Annotated in this window: 12 protein-coding genes and 1 pseudogene; 5 read left to right on the forward strand and 8 right to left on the reverse strand. The window is 48.2% G+C overall.

Annotated elements, in window-relative coordinates:
* Positions 1–129: 129 nt before the first annotated feature.
* From QUB61_RS16895 to QUB61_RS16905, 3 genes are all read right to left on the reverse strand, one after another.
* Positions 130–1,923, reverse strand: coding sequence for an N-acetylmuramoyl-L-alanine amidase (locus QUB61_RS16895; protein ID WP_333128465.1), 1,794 nt, complete (start codon positions 1,921–1,923; stop codon positions 130–132).
* 570 nt (positions 1,924–2,493) lie between these two features.
* Positions 2,494–2,859: a hypothetical protein gene (locus QUB61_RS16900; RefSeq protein WP_333128467.1), complete on the reverse strand. Its 366-nt coding sequence runs from the start codon at positions 2,857–2,859 to the stop codon at positions 2,494–2,496.
* A gap of 468 nt (positions 2,860–3,327) precedes the next feature.
* The gene (locus QUB61_RS16905) at positions 3,328–4,350 is read right to left on the reverse strand and encodes an alpha/beta fold hydrolase (protein WP_333128471.1); all 1,023 of its coding nucleotides are present in this window, start codon (positions 4,348–4,350) and stop codon (positions 3,328–3,330) included.
* A gap of 418 nt (positions 4,351–4,768) precedes the next feature.
* Between QUB61_RS16905 and infC the strand changes: the two genes are divergently transcribed.
* From infC to QUB61_RS16920, 3 genes are all read left to right on the forward strand, one after another.
* Positions 4,769–5,305, forward strand: a complete 537-nt coding sequence (gene infC, locus QUB61_RS16910; RefSeq protein ID WP_006635262.1) for a translation initiation factor IF-3 — start codon at positions 4,769–4,771, stop codon at positions 5,303–5,305.
* 280 nt (positions 5,306–5,585) lie between these two features.
* Positions 5,586–8,630 (forward strand): HEAT repeat domain-containing protein, encoded by a 3,045-nt coding sequence (locus QUB61_RS16915; protein WP_333128473.1) that lies wholly within the window; start codon positions 5,586–5,588, stop codon positions 8,628–8,630.
* A gap of 208 nt (positions 8,631–8,838) precedes the next feature.
* Complete coding sequence (locus QUB61_RS16920) at positions 8,839–9,315, forward strand: cyclic nucleotide-binding domain-containing protein (RefSeq protein ID WP_333128475.1); 477 nt, start codon at positions 8,839–8,841, stop codon at positions 9,313–9,315.
* Between the two features lie 290 nt (positions 9,316–9,605).
* On the opposite strand, the gene QUB61_RS16925 is transcribed toward QUB61_RS16920, so the two are convergent.
* Positions 9,606–9,950, reverse strand: coding sequence for a DUF4870 domain-containing protein (locus QUB61_RS16925; protein WP_333128478.1), 345 nt, complete (start codon positions 9,948–9,950; stop codon positions 9,606–9,608).
* 101 nt (positions 9,951–10,051) lie between these two features.
* On the opposite strand from QUB61_RS16925, the gene prfC reads away from it, so the two are divergent.
* The gene (gene prfC / locus QUB61_RS16930) at positions 10,052–11,680 is read left to right on the forward strand and encodes a peptide chain release factor 3 (protein ID WP_333128481.1); all 1,629 of its coding nucleotides are present in this window, start codon (positions 10,052–10,054) and stop codon (positions 11,678–11,680) included.
* A 158-nt stretch (positions 11,681–11,838) separates the two neighbouring features.
* On the opposite strand, the gene QUB61_RS16935 is transcribed toward prfC, so the two are convergent.
* From QUB61_RS16935 to QUB61_RS16945, 3 genes are all read right to left on the reverse strand, one after another.
* Positions 11,839–11,997 (reverse strand): hypothetical protein, encoded by a 159-nt coding sequence (locus QUB61_RS16935; RefSeq protein ID WP_333128483.1) that lies wholly within the window; start codon positions 11,995–11,997, stop codon positions 11,839–11,841.
* A complete protein-coding gene (locus QUB61_RS16940) occupies positions 11,984–12,262 on the reverse strand; it encodes a hypothetical protein (RefSeq protein ID WP_333128485.1) in 279 nt (92 codons plus the stop codon). Before QUB61_RS16940 ends, QUB61_RS16935 begins: the two co-directional genes overlap by 14 nt.
* Positions 12,263–12,490: 228 nt before the next feature.
* On the reverse strand, positions 12,491–12,646 hold the full coding sequence (locus tag QUB61_RS16945; RefSeq protein ID WP_333128487.1) for a hypothetical protein: 156 nt from the start codon (positions 12,644–12,646) through the stop codon (positions 12,491–12,493).
* A gap of 88 nt (positions 12,647–12,734) precedes the next feature.
* Between QUB61_RS16945 and QUB61_RS16950 the strand changes: the two genes are divergently transcribed.
* Positions 12,735–13,025 carry a hypothetical protein gene (locus tag QUB61_RS16950; RefSeq protein ID WP_333128490.1) on the forward strand — a complete coding sequence of 97 codons (291 nt, stop codon included), beginning with the start codon at positions 12,735–12,737 and terminating at the stop codon, positions 13,023–13,025.
* A 245-nt stretch (positions 13,026–13,270) separates the two neighbouring features.
* Here the strand turns inward: QUB61_RS16950 and QUB61_RS16955 are convergent.
* Positions 13,271–16,591, reverse strand: a pseudogene (locus QUB61_RS16955) (hypothetical protein); the annotation flags it as partial.

Consider the following 16,591-nt stretch of genomic DNA (forward strand, 5'->3'; position numbering starts at 1 on the left):
AGTCATCAGTCATTAGTCATTAGTCATCAGTCATTAGTCATTAGTCATCAGTCATTAGTCATCAGTCATTAGTCATCAGTCATTAGTCTGACGGGAAAATTACCAATTACTAATCCCTCCGGCAATATATTATCTTTGTTGAAGATAAAGTAAAATGCCGCGAGCGATCGAAGCCGCCATTTGACTGCGGTAAGCTGGGTCAGAAAGCCTAGCAGCATCCTCAGCACCCGTGACAAAACCGACCTCCAGCAAAACAGAAGGCATAGAAGTCTTCCTCAAAACATAAAATCTCGCCTGCCGCACCCGGCGGTCAGTCGCCCCCGTCCCCTGCAAAATACTGCCGTGAATCACCCGGGCCAAATCTTCGCCGTTATTGAAATAATAAGTCTCAATCCCGCTAATATCCGGCCGACTCATATTAATCGCATTAGCGTGAATGCTGACAAATAAACTAGCATTCACCCGTTCTGCCAAAGAAACTCTTGGTTCCAGGTCGATTTCGCTGTCGTCAGTCCGAGTCATCACCACCTGCACCCCCTGCTGTTCCAGCAGCTTCGCCACCTGAAACGAGATATCCAAAACAATCTCCTTCTCCTGAATGCCCTGAATCCCGACTGCCCCCGGATCGCGGCCGCCGTGGCCCGGATCGATGGTTACCACAGCGCGGCGGTTAGAAACCTGGGGCAACTCGCCGGTGCCGACAGTCGTTCTCGACCAAGGCTGCGGGCTGCTGGGAGTGCGAGTCAAAGGGGGCTGCGCGCTAGCATTCGATAGCAACTGCAAAGACAGCAACTGCGGGTTCGGCCTCGTCACCCTGCCTACCTGTACCCCCGATCGCGGCTGCACCCAAATCACCACAGTCTCCGCGTCTTCTTGGCTGGCAGTAAACGAGACAGGACTGTTGGCATCGAGCTGAGGAATTGGCCCCGCCAGGGAACTAGAGGCGATTCTGATCCAGTAAGCTCTCGACCCCTCGTCCCACCCGCTGCTATAGGAGACTTGGCGGTTAGTTCTCACCAAAAGTTGCGTGCCGTTACTGCTTAAATCTATTGACTGAACTTTTGCTAAATTTCCTTGAGCTTGTCTCTGAGGAACAGCTACAGGTAGGGGGCGACCCTGGGCTGGCTGCCGGGCGCCCAGGGGCAATAGCATAACCCCGCCCAAATTGCTTACAGACGCCCGCCACTGTGTATTAGAACTCTTCATCCGCAAAGTCACGCGGGTAACGGGCGGGTCTGTTGGCAGTTGCCGGACTTCAATCTTGTCAACCCCGTGCTTGCCGTTCGTTTGAGGCTGTTGGCTGCTAGAGCCGGGCGCTAAAGTAGCTCCTTCAATATCGAGGGTGGCGATGTCCCCGGCCCGACTTTGTTCAAAATTAATTTGGGGGCGGCCGCCCTGGGTGCGGACTAAAAAACCGTCCGCCGTCACCTGAACGTTCTGAACTACAGTCGCCTCGGCCGACTGGGCGATGGGTGCTGAAGGTTCAACCGATAACCTTTCTCCCCCTGGCTCTGAAATCGGATTTTGAGTTCCTGCCCGCACCGGCGTTGGCAAATCCACTGTCCACTCGCTGGGAGAAATCCCCCGGAATTTTACTTGCTGGGGGTCTAGAGTAAACCCGTCTCTGATCTCGACCACAATTCTGGTCGTATCGGCGTCAAACTGCCCTACCCGCACCGATTCGATCGCCCCTGAGAGCGGTTTGCTGACCGAGGGACGGCCCAGACTCGTCCCCGGCAAGTCAATCACCAACCGCGTCGGGTTGAAAATCAGTTGAGCCTTGGGTTGTACTCCGCCGTCTGTTGTAATGTAGAGCCGGTTCTCTGAAGCATCAAACCGCCAAGATTGCAGCCTAGCTGCTTCAGCGGCCCCGGCGAGCAAAAATACACTTAAGAAACTCGGTAGTAGCCAGTGGAATTTCACGACAGTTTTTTCCTCGTTTGCGTTACTGCCAAAAGCTGGAAGGGCGCTGCTTGCTCGGAAGGCGAAAAGCAGGCGGGCCGCCAGCAGACCGGGGGCGCGGCGGCCGTCAGTTGTTGGCTAAATTGACTTTTTTATGCGTTAACAGGCTCCGAAATGCCTGATTCTGGCATTTTTGAACTTTCCCGTATACTTGGGGGCGATCGGTTATCAGGTGACTCAAAGATTTCTGGTACAAGGGAAGGTATTTATTTTTAGGAACAAGAAACAAGGCGTCTCAAGAAGCTAGAAGGTACAAGTTAGAACGTAGAATTTTATGGAGCTTCAGGGAAGGGGTTTCATAGCTCTTTAATATTGGCGAAGCTCGTTACGGCAAGGGTTATAATCCGCTTTACATTTGCGTTTTATTCTAACTTTTCATAAACCACCCCAACAACTTAACAACCTACCTTGGGAACAATCCGGATTTCCAAGATTGATGCGACTTTTGAAGGCAGCCCAAGTTAGTCCCACACTAACTGGCATATTCTTTTGGACAAGCCTTGTTGCTGAGACTTTGACCGTTAAGTACAACTACATAGCGCCCCTTCTCTCTTTTTTTTCTTGAATTTTTATAGTCAGGGATTTTCGGTACTGCTTGAAACTTCGTTGGGCGCGATCGACGGCGCCCGCCAAGGTGACACTATGATAGCTAGTCCATGCTGTCTGCAGTAACCGGAGAGTGTTGTGTGTTAATTTGGCGGGCAATGCTTTGTCATTAACACTCTTTTTGAGTGCACGATCGGCAGCCAGAGCATTGGTTGGTTGATGGGAGAAAAAGTTTTGACAGTAGATATAGTTCTCGCAGTTGTCAAGTTTTTTGGACTGCAAAAACAATCGATCGGCTTCTGGATAAAACCTGTCATTTGGTTTGACGATCTGCCTTTCGACTAACTGCATGACTTATATATATACTACCAGTTAGAGAAGATACACTATCTTGGCGATTGTGTCAATCTCTGAATTTCTCAAACAAGGGAGCCTAAAAAAAGTAGATAAATGACATGACAGAAAGACGGAAACTTGCTTTCTGTCAGGATTCGCCTAGAGTCAAAAAGTTGTTGAGGTTAGTTCTATCCTCGATGAGCGGCCCATCGTGTCAATCTCAAATCTCAAATCTCAAATCGACTGACCCGACGCTGTGAGGGAAGTTTTGTAATATAGCAACCGCACCTTAGGGTGAGGACGTTCTTAATTGCTGAAACATAAACGGTCGATTGCAACGGAGGTCTTCCTTCTTCCTTCTTGCTTCAACATCTGCTATACCATACCACCGAGTGCGATCGAGTTCTAACCACTTTATTTTTGAGCGGGATAGATATTCGCAAGTTATTTTTGTCCATTAGGAACGCACCGCCCTGTGTCTAATCAACAGCGCTGCAATTGGCTCTCGCCCATAGGTGCAAAATTCCGGCTCATCCAGTTCAAAATTGCTTGATTTACTTGTTCGGGGCATTCATCCTGGGGACAGTGGCCGGCATTGTCTAATTCAACTAGCTCTACATAATTGGGATTGCATTCGACAAATTGGTGGGGTCGGGCGAACCGAGGGGGAATCATCCTGTCTTGTTTGCCCCAAATTAACAGCATCGGGATTCTTAAATTTCGCAGCACAGTCTTGACACTGGGGCCAAATTGTGAGCTGCCTACAGCTTTAAATAAAGCGCAGAAGGCGCGGGCGGCTCCCCGATCGCCTGCTGGCCCTGCTAGAATTTCCACTAATTCGTCGGTAACAGCTTCGGGGTTGGCGTAGGCAAAGGAAACCCAGCGGCGCACAAAGTCCGGCTTGCGGGCAAAATAAAACAGAGGTCTGAGTATCATCGGGGAAACAAACAAACTTTCGACAGCTTCGATCGCCGGGAGCAGCCATCCGGGCACTGCCTCGGCTCGCACAGAGGGGTCTGGGAGGCTAATCATCACTGTGCCGGCCACCATGTCCGGGTGAGCCGCGGCGACGGCCAGACAAATCAGCGAGCCGATCGAGTTTCCTGCCAATATTACTGGCTCTCTGATAAAAGTCAGCCAAAAATCATAAACTTGATCGACCCACAAAGACACAGAGTAGTTGACCGGAGCTTTTTGGGAAGCGCCAAACCCCAACAAATCCAAGGCGTAAACCGTTTGGTTTTCGGCGAGGAAGGCGAGATTTTGTCGCCAGTGACCGATCGAAGCTCCAAACCCGTGCAGTAAAATAATCGGCGTTCCCGATGCGCGCGGGGCAATTCCGGCGGCCTCGGAATCTTGAGATTCCAGCGCGCCTTGATTTCGCCCCAAAGTCGGCCGCAAAAAACTGTAGCGAGTTTGCCAGCCCCGCCACACCCAGTCTCGTTGAGTTCCCACCCGTTGGTGCCACAGCAGAGAATTTGTCAATTTTGCCTCAGCTCGCAACATAAATTTACACTTGCTTATACCTATTCTACAAGGCAAATCCGGCGACTTGGGGGACTTGCCAGACCGGGCGAGATCGGGAAGCCAAAAGCCGTTTAACCTCATCCTTAACCTTTTAGCCTGAATTTTTGACGGTTTTGTCATAAATCGGGCAAGTGGGCGGGCGATCGTGTGTGAAGTTACAATAAAACTAGGCAGAAACTCAGCCAGACTGAGTAGAATAGCAAGTATTGTAAGAATTCATTTACGATCGTCCCCATATTCCCCAACGCGCTCGCGGAGGGCACACAGGGCGCGCTAGTACGTCCGCTAAGGGTAATACCTTACAAAACAGTTCGATCGTCAATCGTGAAATATTGGCCGCGAGAACCTGTAACTATCAAGAAGCTTCGCTATTAAACTACTGCTTGTAAAACCATTCATGCCTGTGATTGAAAGAAGACAAAATCGCAACCTACCCCAGATCAACGAAAACATTCGATACCCCAAAATCCGGGTGATCGATACCGACGGCGCGCAACTAGGGATATTGACGCCCGCAGAAGCGCTGCGCCTGGCAGAGGAAAAAGAACTCGATCTCGTACTTGTCAGCGACAAAGCTGACCCGCCCGTATGCCGGGTCATGGACTATGGGAAGTACAAATTCGAGCAGGAAAAGAAAGCGCGAGAAGCAAAGCGGAAGCAGCACACTGCCGACGTGAAGGAAGTGAAGATGCGCTACAAAATTGAAGAACACGACTACCAAGTGCGCCTCAAACTAGCAGACCGCTTTATCAAATCTGGGGACAAAGTAAAAGCCACGATCATGTTCAGAGGGCGGGAAATCCAACACAGCAACCTAGCAGAGGACTTGCTTAAGCGCATGGCCACAGATTTGCAGGAAATAGCAGAAGTGCAGCAAGCCCCGAAAAAAGAAGGACGCAGTATGATGATGCTGCTGTCGCCCAAGAAAGTATAAATAGATAGTCATTAGTCATCAGTCATCAGTCAATAGTAATAGACTGGTGACGGTAGACTAATGACCCCGCCCAAAAACGGATAGAAGTTTCCAGCTCCTGTCGTGGAGGGCAAAAAATTTTAGACCCAAGTTCGACCTCCCAGATTCATCTGTGGAGTAAATCTAAAATCTAAAATCTAAAATCTAAAATCTAAAATCGACCGACTGGCGATCGCTCCCCTGGATGCCGGAACTCGGTGACACGCTACCACACATCGGGATATCAACGCACTCTTAAGCAATGGAAAATTTTCAAATCAGCGCTTGGGCGGGAGCCGGACAAAAAGTGCTGCGCTCGCTCAACCTGCGATCGGAAGAAGTAGAGCGAACCGTACTGATGTTCCTCGTCTACACTCTAACCTCCGTCGGGCTGATCTGGCTGGAACTGAGCACGGTAGGTCTGTTCCTAGACGAGTACGGTGCCGACAAAATGCCTTTTATCTACATAGCCAGCGCCTTTATCGGTTCAGGCTTGGGATTTGTCTACTCGTGGCTGCAAAAAATCCTGCCGCTGAGGCGCACCGTCGTAGTTGTTCTGGGAATGATGTCGGTACCGCTATTTTTGTTTCGATTCGGCATCGGCTACGAAAATACTAAGATAGCTGGCATCAGCATTGCTTTTATTACTATTTTTTTGATGTGGCTGTGGGTGGAAGCTTGCTATGTCCTGAACGACCTCAACACTTCCATCACTTCCAACCAACTGTTTAATATTAGAGAAATCAAGCGCACCTATCCGCTAGTCAGCAGCGGCTATCTAGTCGCTGGAGTAGTCAGCGGATTTTCTCTGCCTGTTTTGCTGCACGTAGTAGGACTCAAAAACGTTACCCTCATATCCGGGTTGATGGTGGCGGTAGGCTCGGTGTTGCTGTACTACCTCACGGAAAAATACAGCCAAGCATTCCCGGAAACTGCTCACTGGACCGATGACGAGGAAGACGACCAAGAAGAATTTACCGCGCGCAAAGTTACAGGCCCGCTGCAAAAATACGCCGTACCTCTAGTCAGTTTCTTCGTTCTGGCAGAAGTCCTCTACGTCCTGGTAGATTTCCAATTCTACAGCCAGCTAGAATACCAAAACCCGGGGGACGGAGCTAGCTGGATCGCTAGCTTCCTGGGCATTTACGAAGGCATACAAGGCCTGTTTCAAGTGGCGACTCAGTGGTTCGCTTCGAGCCGGTTGGTGGAAAGAATCGGTGTATTCGTGACGGCGATGATTTTGCCGGCGGGCATCGCGATACTGGGGGTGCTGACCATCGGAGCATCCCTGGGCCAGCTAGTATCTGTGTTCATCGGGCTGATATTGCTGAGATTTTTAGACGAACTGCTGCACTACACGCTGTTGGAAACCGTTAGCCCGGTTTTATTTCAACCGATTCCCGACAATATTCGATCGGGGATTCAAACTCTGGTCAACGGTGTGGGCGAACCTTTGTCCTGCGGAGCTACAGGAGTGGGCATCCTGATTATGCTGTGGGTGACAGATAAGATACTCCCCCAGCAGCAAGACGAAATGGCATTTCACGACCAGCAAAGCTTGATATTTATTGCCGCGATCGTACTGTTGGCGCTGGTGTGGGTGTTTGTGGTCTGGCTGATCCGCTCTCAATACGTGGGGCTGTTGGTCAAAAGTGCGGAACGGGGGCGCTTGGGCGTCACAGACGTTGACCTCAAAGCTCTCAAGCGCGCAGTGGTGGAAACTCTAGAACAGCCGGGGGGCGAAGAGGAAAAGCGCTCTTGCATCGAACTCCTGACGCAAATAGATCCAAAAAATGTCGGTGAAGTTCTGGCTCCCCTCCTCGATACGCTGTCCCCTGTTTTGCAGCGCCAGAGCTTGGAAACAATGCTGCAACACCCGAACCCCGCATATTTACAAGCTGTCCGCACACTTTCGCAGCAATCCTTGCCGCCGGAGGTGCTGGCCTTGGCTTTGCGCTACATCTGGCTGACGGAAGCTGAACCGAATATTGACAGCTTGCGGCCTTACTTGCAGCCGACTGTCGATCCGGTGGTGCGGGGTACGGCGGCTGCTTTAATTTTGAGAAGGGGCGATCGCCAGCAAAAGGCAGAGGCTACTAACACGCTGCGGCAAATGCTGACCCACAAGCAAGAGCGGGAACGTGTTATGGGGACGCGGGCTCTGGGAGAGGCTGATTATTTGCAAGGACTGCGGCTGTACATCCCCAATCTGTTGCAAGATGAATCTCTGCGAGTGCGCTGCGCTCTGTTAGACGTGATTTCGTCTACTCATTCGGAAGAATATTATCCTTCGCTGCTGCGCGGACTCGGTTACAAATCGACTAGGGACGCGGCTTTGCAGGCAATAGTCAAACTTCACAATGACGCCATTCCTTTGCTCGTGTATTTGGCTGAGGACATCCACAAGTCGGATTTGGTCAGGTTGCAAGCTTGGACGGCTCTGGGTCAAATTGGGACTGTGGAGGCGATCGACATTTTGGTCAGCAATTTGATGACGGCTTGGGGAACTACCAGGCGCAATATCCTCCGCATCCTCTTGAAAATGCCCTCAGAAGCGGGGATAGAAGGGGTTCTAGACCGCATCGGCCGCAGCGGCTTGGAAACTCTCATCGAACAGGAGTTAATGTTTATCGGTCAAATTTATGCAGCTCTGGTAGATTTGTCTGGGGTAACAACCTACGGCAATTTCTCGGATCGGGAAGCCAACAGCACCCGGGAACCTGGTAACGATACGGCTCAATTGTTGCAGCGGGCTCTGGCGGGATTGGAAGCTGATGCTAAGGAGCGGTGTTTTTTGCTGATGAAGTTTCTTTATCCGCTGGACACAGTACAAGCGGCTGCTTTCAACCTCGCTTCTGCTCAACCTTCTTTGGTTGCTAGGGGATTGGAAATTCTCGACAATACTGTGGATATAGCTAGCAAGCGATCGCTGATCAATTTGTTGGACCAGCACTCGGAAAGAGAAAAATTGAGCAACCTCTCGGAATTGATGGTTTACAAACCTCTAGCCCCTAGCGATCGCTTGCGTCGCTTGCTAGAATTGCGCCACTTCCTTTCGGATTGGGCTTTGGCGTGCTGCTTTCACTTGGCGAGGGAAGCGCGCTGGAGCCTTACGGCTCAACAAACTCTTGTCTGTCTGCAACACCCGACGGGTTTTGTCCGCGAAGCAGTGTTAGCCTATTTGAAAATAGCCTCGCCCCGGGCTTTGGTCGAATTGTTGCCGAGGCTGCAAAATGACCCCGATAATTTGGTATCAGCTCAAGTTGAAGAGATGATGGCCGAGTTGGGGACTAGCCCAAAAAGGTAAAGAAGGAAGAAGGAAGTTCGGCAACGGATTCTGTAACGGATGTAACGGATGTAACGGATGTAACGGATGTAACGGATGTAACGGATGTCAGGAAGAGGGAAGAGGGAAGAGGAAATAAAAAGAAACTATGCCCAATGCCCAATGCCCAATGCCCAATGCCCAATTCCTCTTCCTTTGTTTAAATTTAAATAAATCACTGCATCTTATTATGTTAACCAGCGTCGAACGCCTATTGTTTGTCAGGGAGGTTCCGATTTTTAAGGAACTGCGGGATGATTTTCTCGTGCGTCTAGCATCGGTAATGGATGAACTTTCGTTTCCTTCCAAGCACAGGATTTTTACGGAAGGACAAGAAGGTCGATCGCTATATATTTTGGTATCGGGAACGGTGCGCGTTCATATAGGCGATCGCGATTTGGCACAGTTGAAAGCGGGGGCTTGTTTCGGGGAAATGTCGCTGTTTGATGCTGAACCTCGATCGGCTTCTATTTCTACTATCGAACAATCCGAGTGTTTGATGTTGACTCAAATGCAGCTATACGATGCGATCGATGAAACGCCGGGAATTGCTGTTAATATTATTCGCTTGCTGTCGCGCCGGATTCGCGAGTTGAATCAAAAGTTGAATGCTAAAGAGGCGGTTATGTCGCCGACAGAGACTGCTAGAGTTGCTGAAATGCGATGAAGGTTGGGAATTGGTAATTGTGTTTTAGTCGATCGGCAATTGGGCACAATTTATATTGTAGGGTGGGTATTGCACACCCTACAATAGACTTGCATTGCATAAATCTTTGATAGATCGACCGCAGATGAAAAGCAGATAAACACAGATGGACGCAGATGCTTTTCAAGATGGTTTATGACTTTTGCAGTCTTGTTTAATAATTTTTTCGTGAGTGAGAAAACAATTAAAAACCCGGTTTCTTCAAGAAGAAATCGGGTTGTTGAAATCGATGGTGAAGCGCGATTTGCTGTCTAAACTATTCGGAAAATAAAAGGGTAGCGGTAAGGTTGGTTAGGATTTTGCAAAACCTGGAGGATAGCCATTATTGTCAGTCCCCAGTGTAGCAGATAACCTATTGGCACTAAAATAAACCCAGCCAGACCGAAAGTGATGACTGTTAACACCACAATCACGGTGCTGTAAAGCCATACATTAAGGTGAAAATTGATGGCTTCTGTGGCGTTTTCTTTGACAACGGGGTCATCTGATACTAACAATACAGCGATCGGCGCTCCGATCGAGAACAGTAACGTACTGAAAAAAATCGCCCCGTGGCACACGAGTGATAGCAGCTTCCGTTTGTCAGAGTCGTACATATTATTTTTCTTCCTTGACTTTAGTGATAATTTTACCTTTAATAGCAACTGTAGCACAGGCTATAATGGCGATCGGGTGATGATTCCCCTACCAAATTGTGATGACAACAGAACTCGAAACTGAACTGCTAACTGCTGTTGAGCGCCGGCGCAACTTTGCTATTATCTCGCACCCCGACGCGGGTAAAACTACTTTGACAGAAAAGCTGCTGCTGTACGGAGGTGCAATTCACGAAGCAGGTTCTGTGAAAGCGCGGCGGGCTCAGCGACACGCTACCTCTGACTGGATGGCGATGGAACAGCAGCGGGGAATTTCTATTACTTCTACTGTTTTGCAGTTTGAGTATCAAAATTATCACATTAATCTGCTCGATACTCCGGGACACCAAGATTTTAGCGAAGATACTTATCGCACTCTGGCGGCGGCTGACAATGCGGTGATGCTTGAGGATGCTGCTAAGGGTTTGGAACCGCAAACTCGCAAGTTATTTGAAGTTTGTAAGCTGCGAAGTCTGCCTATTTTTACTTTCTTTAATAAGCTCGATCGCCCCAGCAGAGAACCTTTGGATTTGTTGGACGAAATTGAGAAGGAATTGGGGTTGCAGACTTATCCGGTAAATTGGCCGATAGGTACGGGCGATCGCTTTAAAGGTGTTTTCGATCGCAGAGGGCGCAAAATTCACTTATTCGAGCGGACTAAACACGGTTCTCGCGCTGCTGTTGATACTGTGATCGAATTGGGCGATCCGCGGATTGAAGATTTGTTGGAACAAGACCTTTACTATCAGCTCAAAGAAGAGTTAGAACTGCTTGATGAGTTGGGAACTGAACTCGATTTAGACTCGGTTCGGGCCGGCAAAATGACGCCTGTTTTCTTTGGCAGCGCTATGAGCAATTTTGGGGTAGAACTGTTTTTAGAGGCGTTTTTAGATTACGCTATGAAGCCGATCGCCCGCAAGAGCAGCGCGGGAGATTTGCCCCCAACTTATGAAGATTTTACGGGGTTTGTGTTTAAATTGCAAGCGAATATGGATCCGAGACACCGCGATCGGGTGGCGTTTATTCGGGTTTGTACGGGCAAGTTTGAAAAGGACATGAACGTAACTCACGCTCGCAGCGGTAAAACGGTGCGTTTGTCAAGACCTCAAAAGTTATTTGCTCAGGATCGCGAGTCGATCGAGGTTGCTTATCCGGGCGATGTGATCGGTTTGAACAATCCGGGGGTATTTGCGATCGGGGATACTATTTACACCGGCCAAAAACTGGAATATGAAGGGATTCCCTGTTTTTCTCCCGAACTTTTTGCTTTTTTGAGAAATCCCAATCCTTCTAAGTTTAAGCAGTTCCGCAAGGGCGTTTCTGAGTTGCAGGAAGAAGGCGCAGTGCAAATTATGTACTCGGTTGATGAGTCGAAACGCGAGCCAATTTTGGCGGCTGTCGGGCAACTGCAATTTGAGGTGGTGCAGTTCAGAATGCAGTCGGAATATAATGTGGAAACGACGATCGATATGTTGCCTTACAGTGTAGCTCGTTGGGTTGACGGCGGTTGGGATGCGCTGGCAAAAGTTGGGCGGCTGTTTAATACGGTGACGGTGAAAGATAGTTGGGGCCGGCCTGTTTTGCTGTTTAGAAATGACTGGAATTGCCGACAGGTGGAAGGGGAACATCCTGTGTTGAAGTTAAATGCGATCGCCCCTGTGGTTTCTGGTTTGGCTGTTAGCGACGAGTAGGGCTTACGCATGGAGCCCAGAAACCGGTTTTTTTTACGAGAAGACGCATTACATACCGTAAATTCGGTAAAAAACCCGGTTTCTTTGTCGGAGTGCGTAACTCCTGTTAATCTTCTTCTTAATTCTTCCTTCGTGTCCTTCGCGTCTTCGCGGTTCAATCATTTTAAGTATTTATCCACCAAACGATCTTCTAACATGACTGCAACTTCCGCATCTGTTGGAGGTGGCATATCAGTTTTTGCTAGCCCTCTGAGTCGCTTGGCAGAACCTTTGCGATCGCCCAATCTGAGTTTAACTTCAGTATCAGTTGTCTCCATAAATGCTCTCTCGGCTAATAGCTTCATCTGAAAGAGTGGGGAGATTTAGGGTACGATGACTGTCAACCCATTCCTGAAATGCTATTGACCATTCTGTTGGGGTAGCTGTTTCGTAAAAAGGACGTTGTTGAGGTTCTATTAGCCGTTTGAGCATCGCATCTAGTAATGGTTTAATCTGAGCCGGCGTGCGGTTGGTGATTTTTTCCAAAACCTGAGTAATAGTCTGTATGTCTTGTTGGTGAGATTGCTGAAGATCGTGCAGCATAATTATCCTGGGGTTCTCTTAGTCTAGTTATAACGCTAAATCCTCAGCCCGGCCCAAAACCTCCCAATCCCGATCTTCAATCGAAAATCCCAAATCTAAAATCTAAAATCGATAGCCCGATCGCCCAAAGCCTCCCAATCCCCCCTCTTCAATCCCAAATCCCAAATCCCAAATCTAAAATCTAAAATCTAAAATCTAAAATCGGTTGACGGCGGCCCCCATCTGCGGCTACGCTTTGAAGTGAGAGGTTGCTTGCTTGTAGAGGAGGCAGCCCGCGTCGCCCAAAAATCTAGTTGCACTGCCCAAAGCTGCGGCAAACAGCAATGGACAGCTAACCGCCAAACTGGGACTAGCAGTCTGGAGGCTAACGGAGTATCTTAACATCCTCTGTAGCCGCCCTGCTATGTGTTGAAATGCGGGGCGGCTGGGTTTTTGGGTTTTTCTAGAAAACCCAAAAACAGGAGAACATATTATGTCACAGGAATTTGTGCCTGACGACAACAAATCCGTAAGCGTTGCCCTCGAAGAGGATCGCCCAAATGACGACTCAGCAGCAGTATGCGAACAGGAAGTGGTGCTGTTAACGGTTGTCGGTTCGCCCAAGGGTGTCCGGGAAACCATACTCACTTTGTACCGGCTGGGATTTGCAGAAGTGGGCGATTGGAGTCCCCCACAGCGTGCGGCTAATCCGAAGCAGGTGATCAGCGTGCTGATCCGTCGTTCGCGGGCTGATGGTACACCGCGGAGACAATCTGGGCGGTAAGCTGCAAGGTTAAATAGGTAAATTCGAGGGCGAGCCTTTAACGCTGTGTCCCTGAGTCCGGCAGTCCGGCAGTCCGGCAGGGGTTGAAACCCCTGCCTCAAAGCTAAAGTCCTCTGAAAAGGACTGAAGAATTCATTAGTCCTCTTCAGAGGACTTTTGCTAAAAGCCCCGTGGAATTCATTCCCTGGCGGGCTTTCGGTTTAAGGCAGGGAATGAATGCCGCGTCTTTACTCATTTCGATCGAGCTAAATGCTGATAGTATCCTCACCCAAATTATTGAGAGATTCTTGCAGCGCATCGCGGCCACTGCGAACAGAATCGTCATTAGGAGCAATAGCTAAAGATCGATTCCACATTTCCAGTGCCTCTTGCCAATTCTTGAGTGCTTCCTGCTCCTCAGATAATTTTGCCTGTAACACACCCAGTCTTAGCAGCGCATTCCCTTTGTTGTTGAGAGCAGCGATATCATCGGGTGCAATAAGTAAAGCAGAATTAAAGGCTGCGATCGCCTCACAGTAACATAGTTGTGCATCCTCAAACTCACTTAGCTGTGCCTGCAAATCACCCAGACATCGCAGCGCAATCCCTTTGTTGTTGAGAGCAGCGATATCATCCGGTGCAATAAGTAAAGCAGAATTAAAGGCTGCGATCACCTCAGAGGAAGATAGTTTGGCCCCTTCAAATTCACTTAGCCGTGCCTGTAAGTTACCCAGACTTTGCAGCGCAATCCCTTTGTTGTTGAGAGCAGCGATATCATCCGGTGCAATAAGTAAAGCAGAATTACAGGCTGCGATCGCCTCTGAGTAAGACTGTTTTGCTGCCTCAAATTCATTTAGCCGTCCCTGCAACTCACCCAGATTTTGCAGCAAATTCCCTTTGCTTTTAAGAGCCTTGATATTATCCGGTGCAATAATTAAAACAGAATTCGAGGCAGCGATCGCCTCTGAGTAAGAAAGTTTTGCTGCCTCAAATTCACTTAGCCCTGCTTGCAAATCACCCAGATTTTGCAGCGCAATCCCTTTGTTGTTGAGAGCACCGATATAATCCGGTGCAATATGTAAAACAGAATTATAGACAGAGATCGCCTCTGAGTAAGACTGTTTTGCTGCCTCAAATTCACTTAGCCCTGCTTGCAATTCACCCAGACTTTGCAGCGCATTCCCTTTATTGTGAAGCCGTCTAGAATCATCCGGTGCAATAATTAAAGCAGAATTATAGGCTGCGATCGCATCAAAGTAAGACTGTTTTGCTGCCTTAAATTCACTTAGCCCTGCTTGCAATTCACTCAGACTTTGGAGTGCAATCCCTTTGTTGCTGAGAACATTGATATCATCCGGTGCAATAATTAAAGCAGAATTATAGGCTGCGATCGCATTTGAGTAAGACTGTTTGGCAGCCTCAAACTCATTTAGCCGTCCCTGCAACTCACCCAGACTTTGCAGCAAATTCCCTTTGCTTTTAAGAGCCTTGATATCATCCGGTGCAATAATTAAAACATAATTCGAGGCAGCGATCGCCTCTGAGTAAGAAAGTTTTGCAGCCTCAAATTCACTTAGCCGTGCTTGCAACTCACCCAAACTTTGCAGCGCAATCCCTTTGTTGAGGAGAGCACCGATCAAATTCGGTGCAATATGTAAAGCAGAATTCAGAGCAGCGATCGCCTCAAAGTAAGACTGTTTTGCAGCCTCAAATTCACTTAGCTTTGCTTGCAAATCACCCAGACTTTGCAGCGCAATCCCTTTGTTGTTGAGAGCACCGATATCATCCGGTGCAATATGTAAAACAGAATTATAGACAGCGAGCGCATCAAAGTAAGACTGTTTTGCCGCCTTAAATTCACTTAGCTGTGCTTGTAATTTACTCAGACTTTGCAGCGCAACCCCTTTGTTGCGGAGAACATTGATATCATCCGGTGCAATAATTAAAGCAGAATTCAGAGCAGCGATCGCCTCAAAGTAAGACTGTTTTGCCGCCTCAAATTCACTTAGCTGTGCTTGTAATTCACTCAGACTTTGCAGCGCAATCCCTTTGTTGTTGAGAGCATCGATATAATCCGGTGCAATATGTAAAATAGAATTATAGACAGCGATCGTATCAAAGTAAAACTGTTTTGCTGCCTCAAATTCACTTAGCTTTGTTTGCAATTTACCCAGACTTTCCAGCGCATCACCTTTGTTGATGAGAGCATTGATATCATCCGGTGCAATATGTAAAACAGAATTCACAGCAGCGATCGCCTCAAAGTAAGACTGTTTTGCAGCCTCAAATTCACTTAGCTTTGCTTGCAAATCACCCAGATATCGCAGCGCATTCCCTTTGTTGGTGAGAATCCAGATATCATCCGGTGCAATAATTAAAGCAGAATTATAGACAGCGATCGTATCAAAGTAAAACTGTTTTGCTGCCTCAAATTCACTTAGCTTTGCTTGCAATTTACCCAGACTTTGCAGCGCATTCCCTTTATTGAGGAGAGCACCGATCAAATTCGGTGCAATATGTAAAGCAGAATTCAGAGCAGCGATCGCCTCAAAGTAAGACTGTTTTGCAGCCTCAAATTCACTTAGCTTTGCTTGCAAATCACCCAGACTTTGCAGCGCAATCCCTTTGTTGTTGAGAGCACCGATATCATCCGGTGCAATATGTAAAACAGAATTATAGACAGCGAGCGCATCAAAGTAAGACTGTTTTGCCGCCTTAAATTCACTTAGCTGTGCTTGTAATTTACTCAGACTTTGCAGCGCAACCCCTTTGTTGCGGAGAACATTGATATCATCCGGTGCAATAATTAAAGCAGAATTCAGAGCAGCGATCGCCTCAAAGTAAGACTGTTTTGCCGCCTCAAATTCACTTAGCTGTGCTTGTAATTCACTCAGACTTTGCAGCGCAATCCCTTTGTTGTTGAGAGCATCGATATAATCCGGTGCAATATGTAAAATAGAATTATAGACAGCGATCGTATCAAAGTAAAACTGTTTTGCTGCCTCAAATTCACTTAGCTTTGTTTGCAATTTACCCAGACTTTCCAGCGCATCACCTTTGTTGATGAGAGCATTGATATCATCCGGTGCAATATGTAAAACAGAATTCACAGCAGCGATCGCCTCAAAGTAAGACTGTTTTGCAGCCTCAAATTCACTTAGCTTTGCTTGCAAATCACCCAGATATCGCAGCGCATTCCCTTTGTTGGTGAGAGCCCAGATATCATCCGGTGCAATAATTAAAGCAGAATTATAGGCGGCGATCGCCTCAAAGTAAGACTGTTTTGCTGCCTCAAATTCACTTAGCTTTGCTTGCAATTGACTCACACTTTGCAGTGCAATCCCTTTGTTGGTGAGAACATTGATCTCATCCGGTGCAATAATTAAAGCAGAATTATAGGCTGCGATCGCCTCAAAGTAAGACTGTTTTGCTGCCTCAAATTCGCTGAGCTCTGCTTGCAATTTACTCAGACTTTTCAGCGTACTCCCTTTGCCGTTGAGAACCCAGATATCATCCGGTGCAATAATTAAAGCAGAATTATAGGCTGCGATCGCCTCAAAGTAAGACTGTTTTGCTGCCTCAAATTC

The organism is Microcoleus sp. C2D2 (assembly GCF_036702495.1).
In the GTDB taxonomy this organism is placed as follows: Bacteria; Cyanobacteriota; Cyanobacteriia; order Cyanobacteriales; family Microcoleaceae; genus Microcoleus.

Bases quoted from the DNA above. Each gene is read 5' to 3' on its own strand.
- QUB61_RS16950 (WP_333128490.1), top strand. From the start codon at position 12,735: ATGTCACAGGAATTTGTGCCTGACGACAACAAATCCGTAAGCGTTGCC.
- QUB61_RS16925 (WP_333128478.1), bottom strand. From the start codon at position 9,950: ATGTACGACTCTGACAAACGGAAGCTGCTATCACTCGTGTGCCACGGG.
- prfC (WP_333128481.1), top strand. From the start codon at position 10,052: ATGACAACAGAACTCGAAACTGAACTGCTAACTGCTGTTGAGCGCCGG.
- QUB61_RS16940 (WP_333128485.1), bottom strand. From the start codon at position 12,262: ATGCTGCACGATCTTCAGCAATCTCACCAACAAGACATACAGACTATT.
- QUB61_RS16900 (WP_333128467.1), bottom strand. From the start codon at position 2,859: ATGCAGTTAGTCGAAAGGCAGATCGTCAAACCAAATGACAGGTTTTAT.
- QUB61_RS16935 (WP_333128483.1), bottom strand. From the start codon at position 11,997: ATGGAGACAACTGATACTGAAGTTAAACTCAGATTGGGCGATCGCAAA.
- QUB61_RS16915 (WP_333128473.1), top strand. From the start codon at position 5,586: ATGGAAAATTTTCAAATCAGCGCTTGGGCGGGAGCCGGACAAAAAGTG.
- QUB61_RS16905 (WP_333128471.1), bottom strand. From the start codon at position 4,350: ATGTTGCGAGCTGAGGCAAAATTGACAAATTCTCTGCTGTGGCACCAA.
- QUB61_RS16920 (WP_333128475.1), top strand. From the start codon at position 8,839: ATGTTAACCAGCGTCGAACGCCTATTGTTTGTCAGGGAGGTTCCGATT.
- QUB61_RS16945 (WP_333128487.1), bottom strand. From the start codon at position 12,646: ATGTTAAGATACTCCGTTAGCCTCCAGACTGCTAGTCCCAGTTTGGCG.
- infC (WP_006635262.1), top strand. From the start codon at position 4,769: ATGCCTGTGATTGAAAGAAGACAAAATCGCAACCTACCCCAGATCAAC.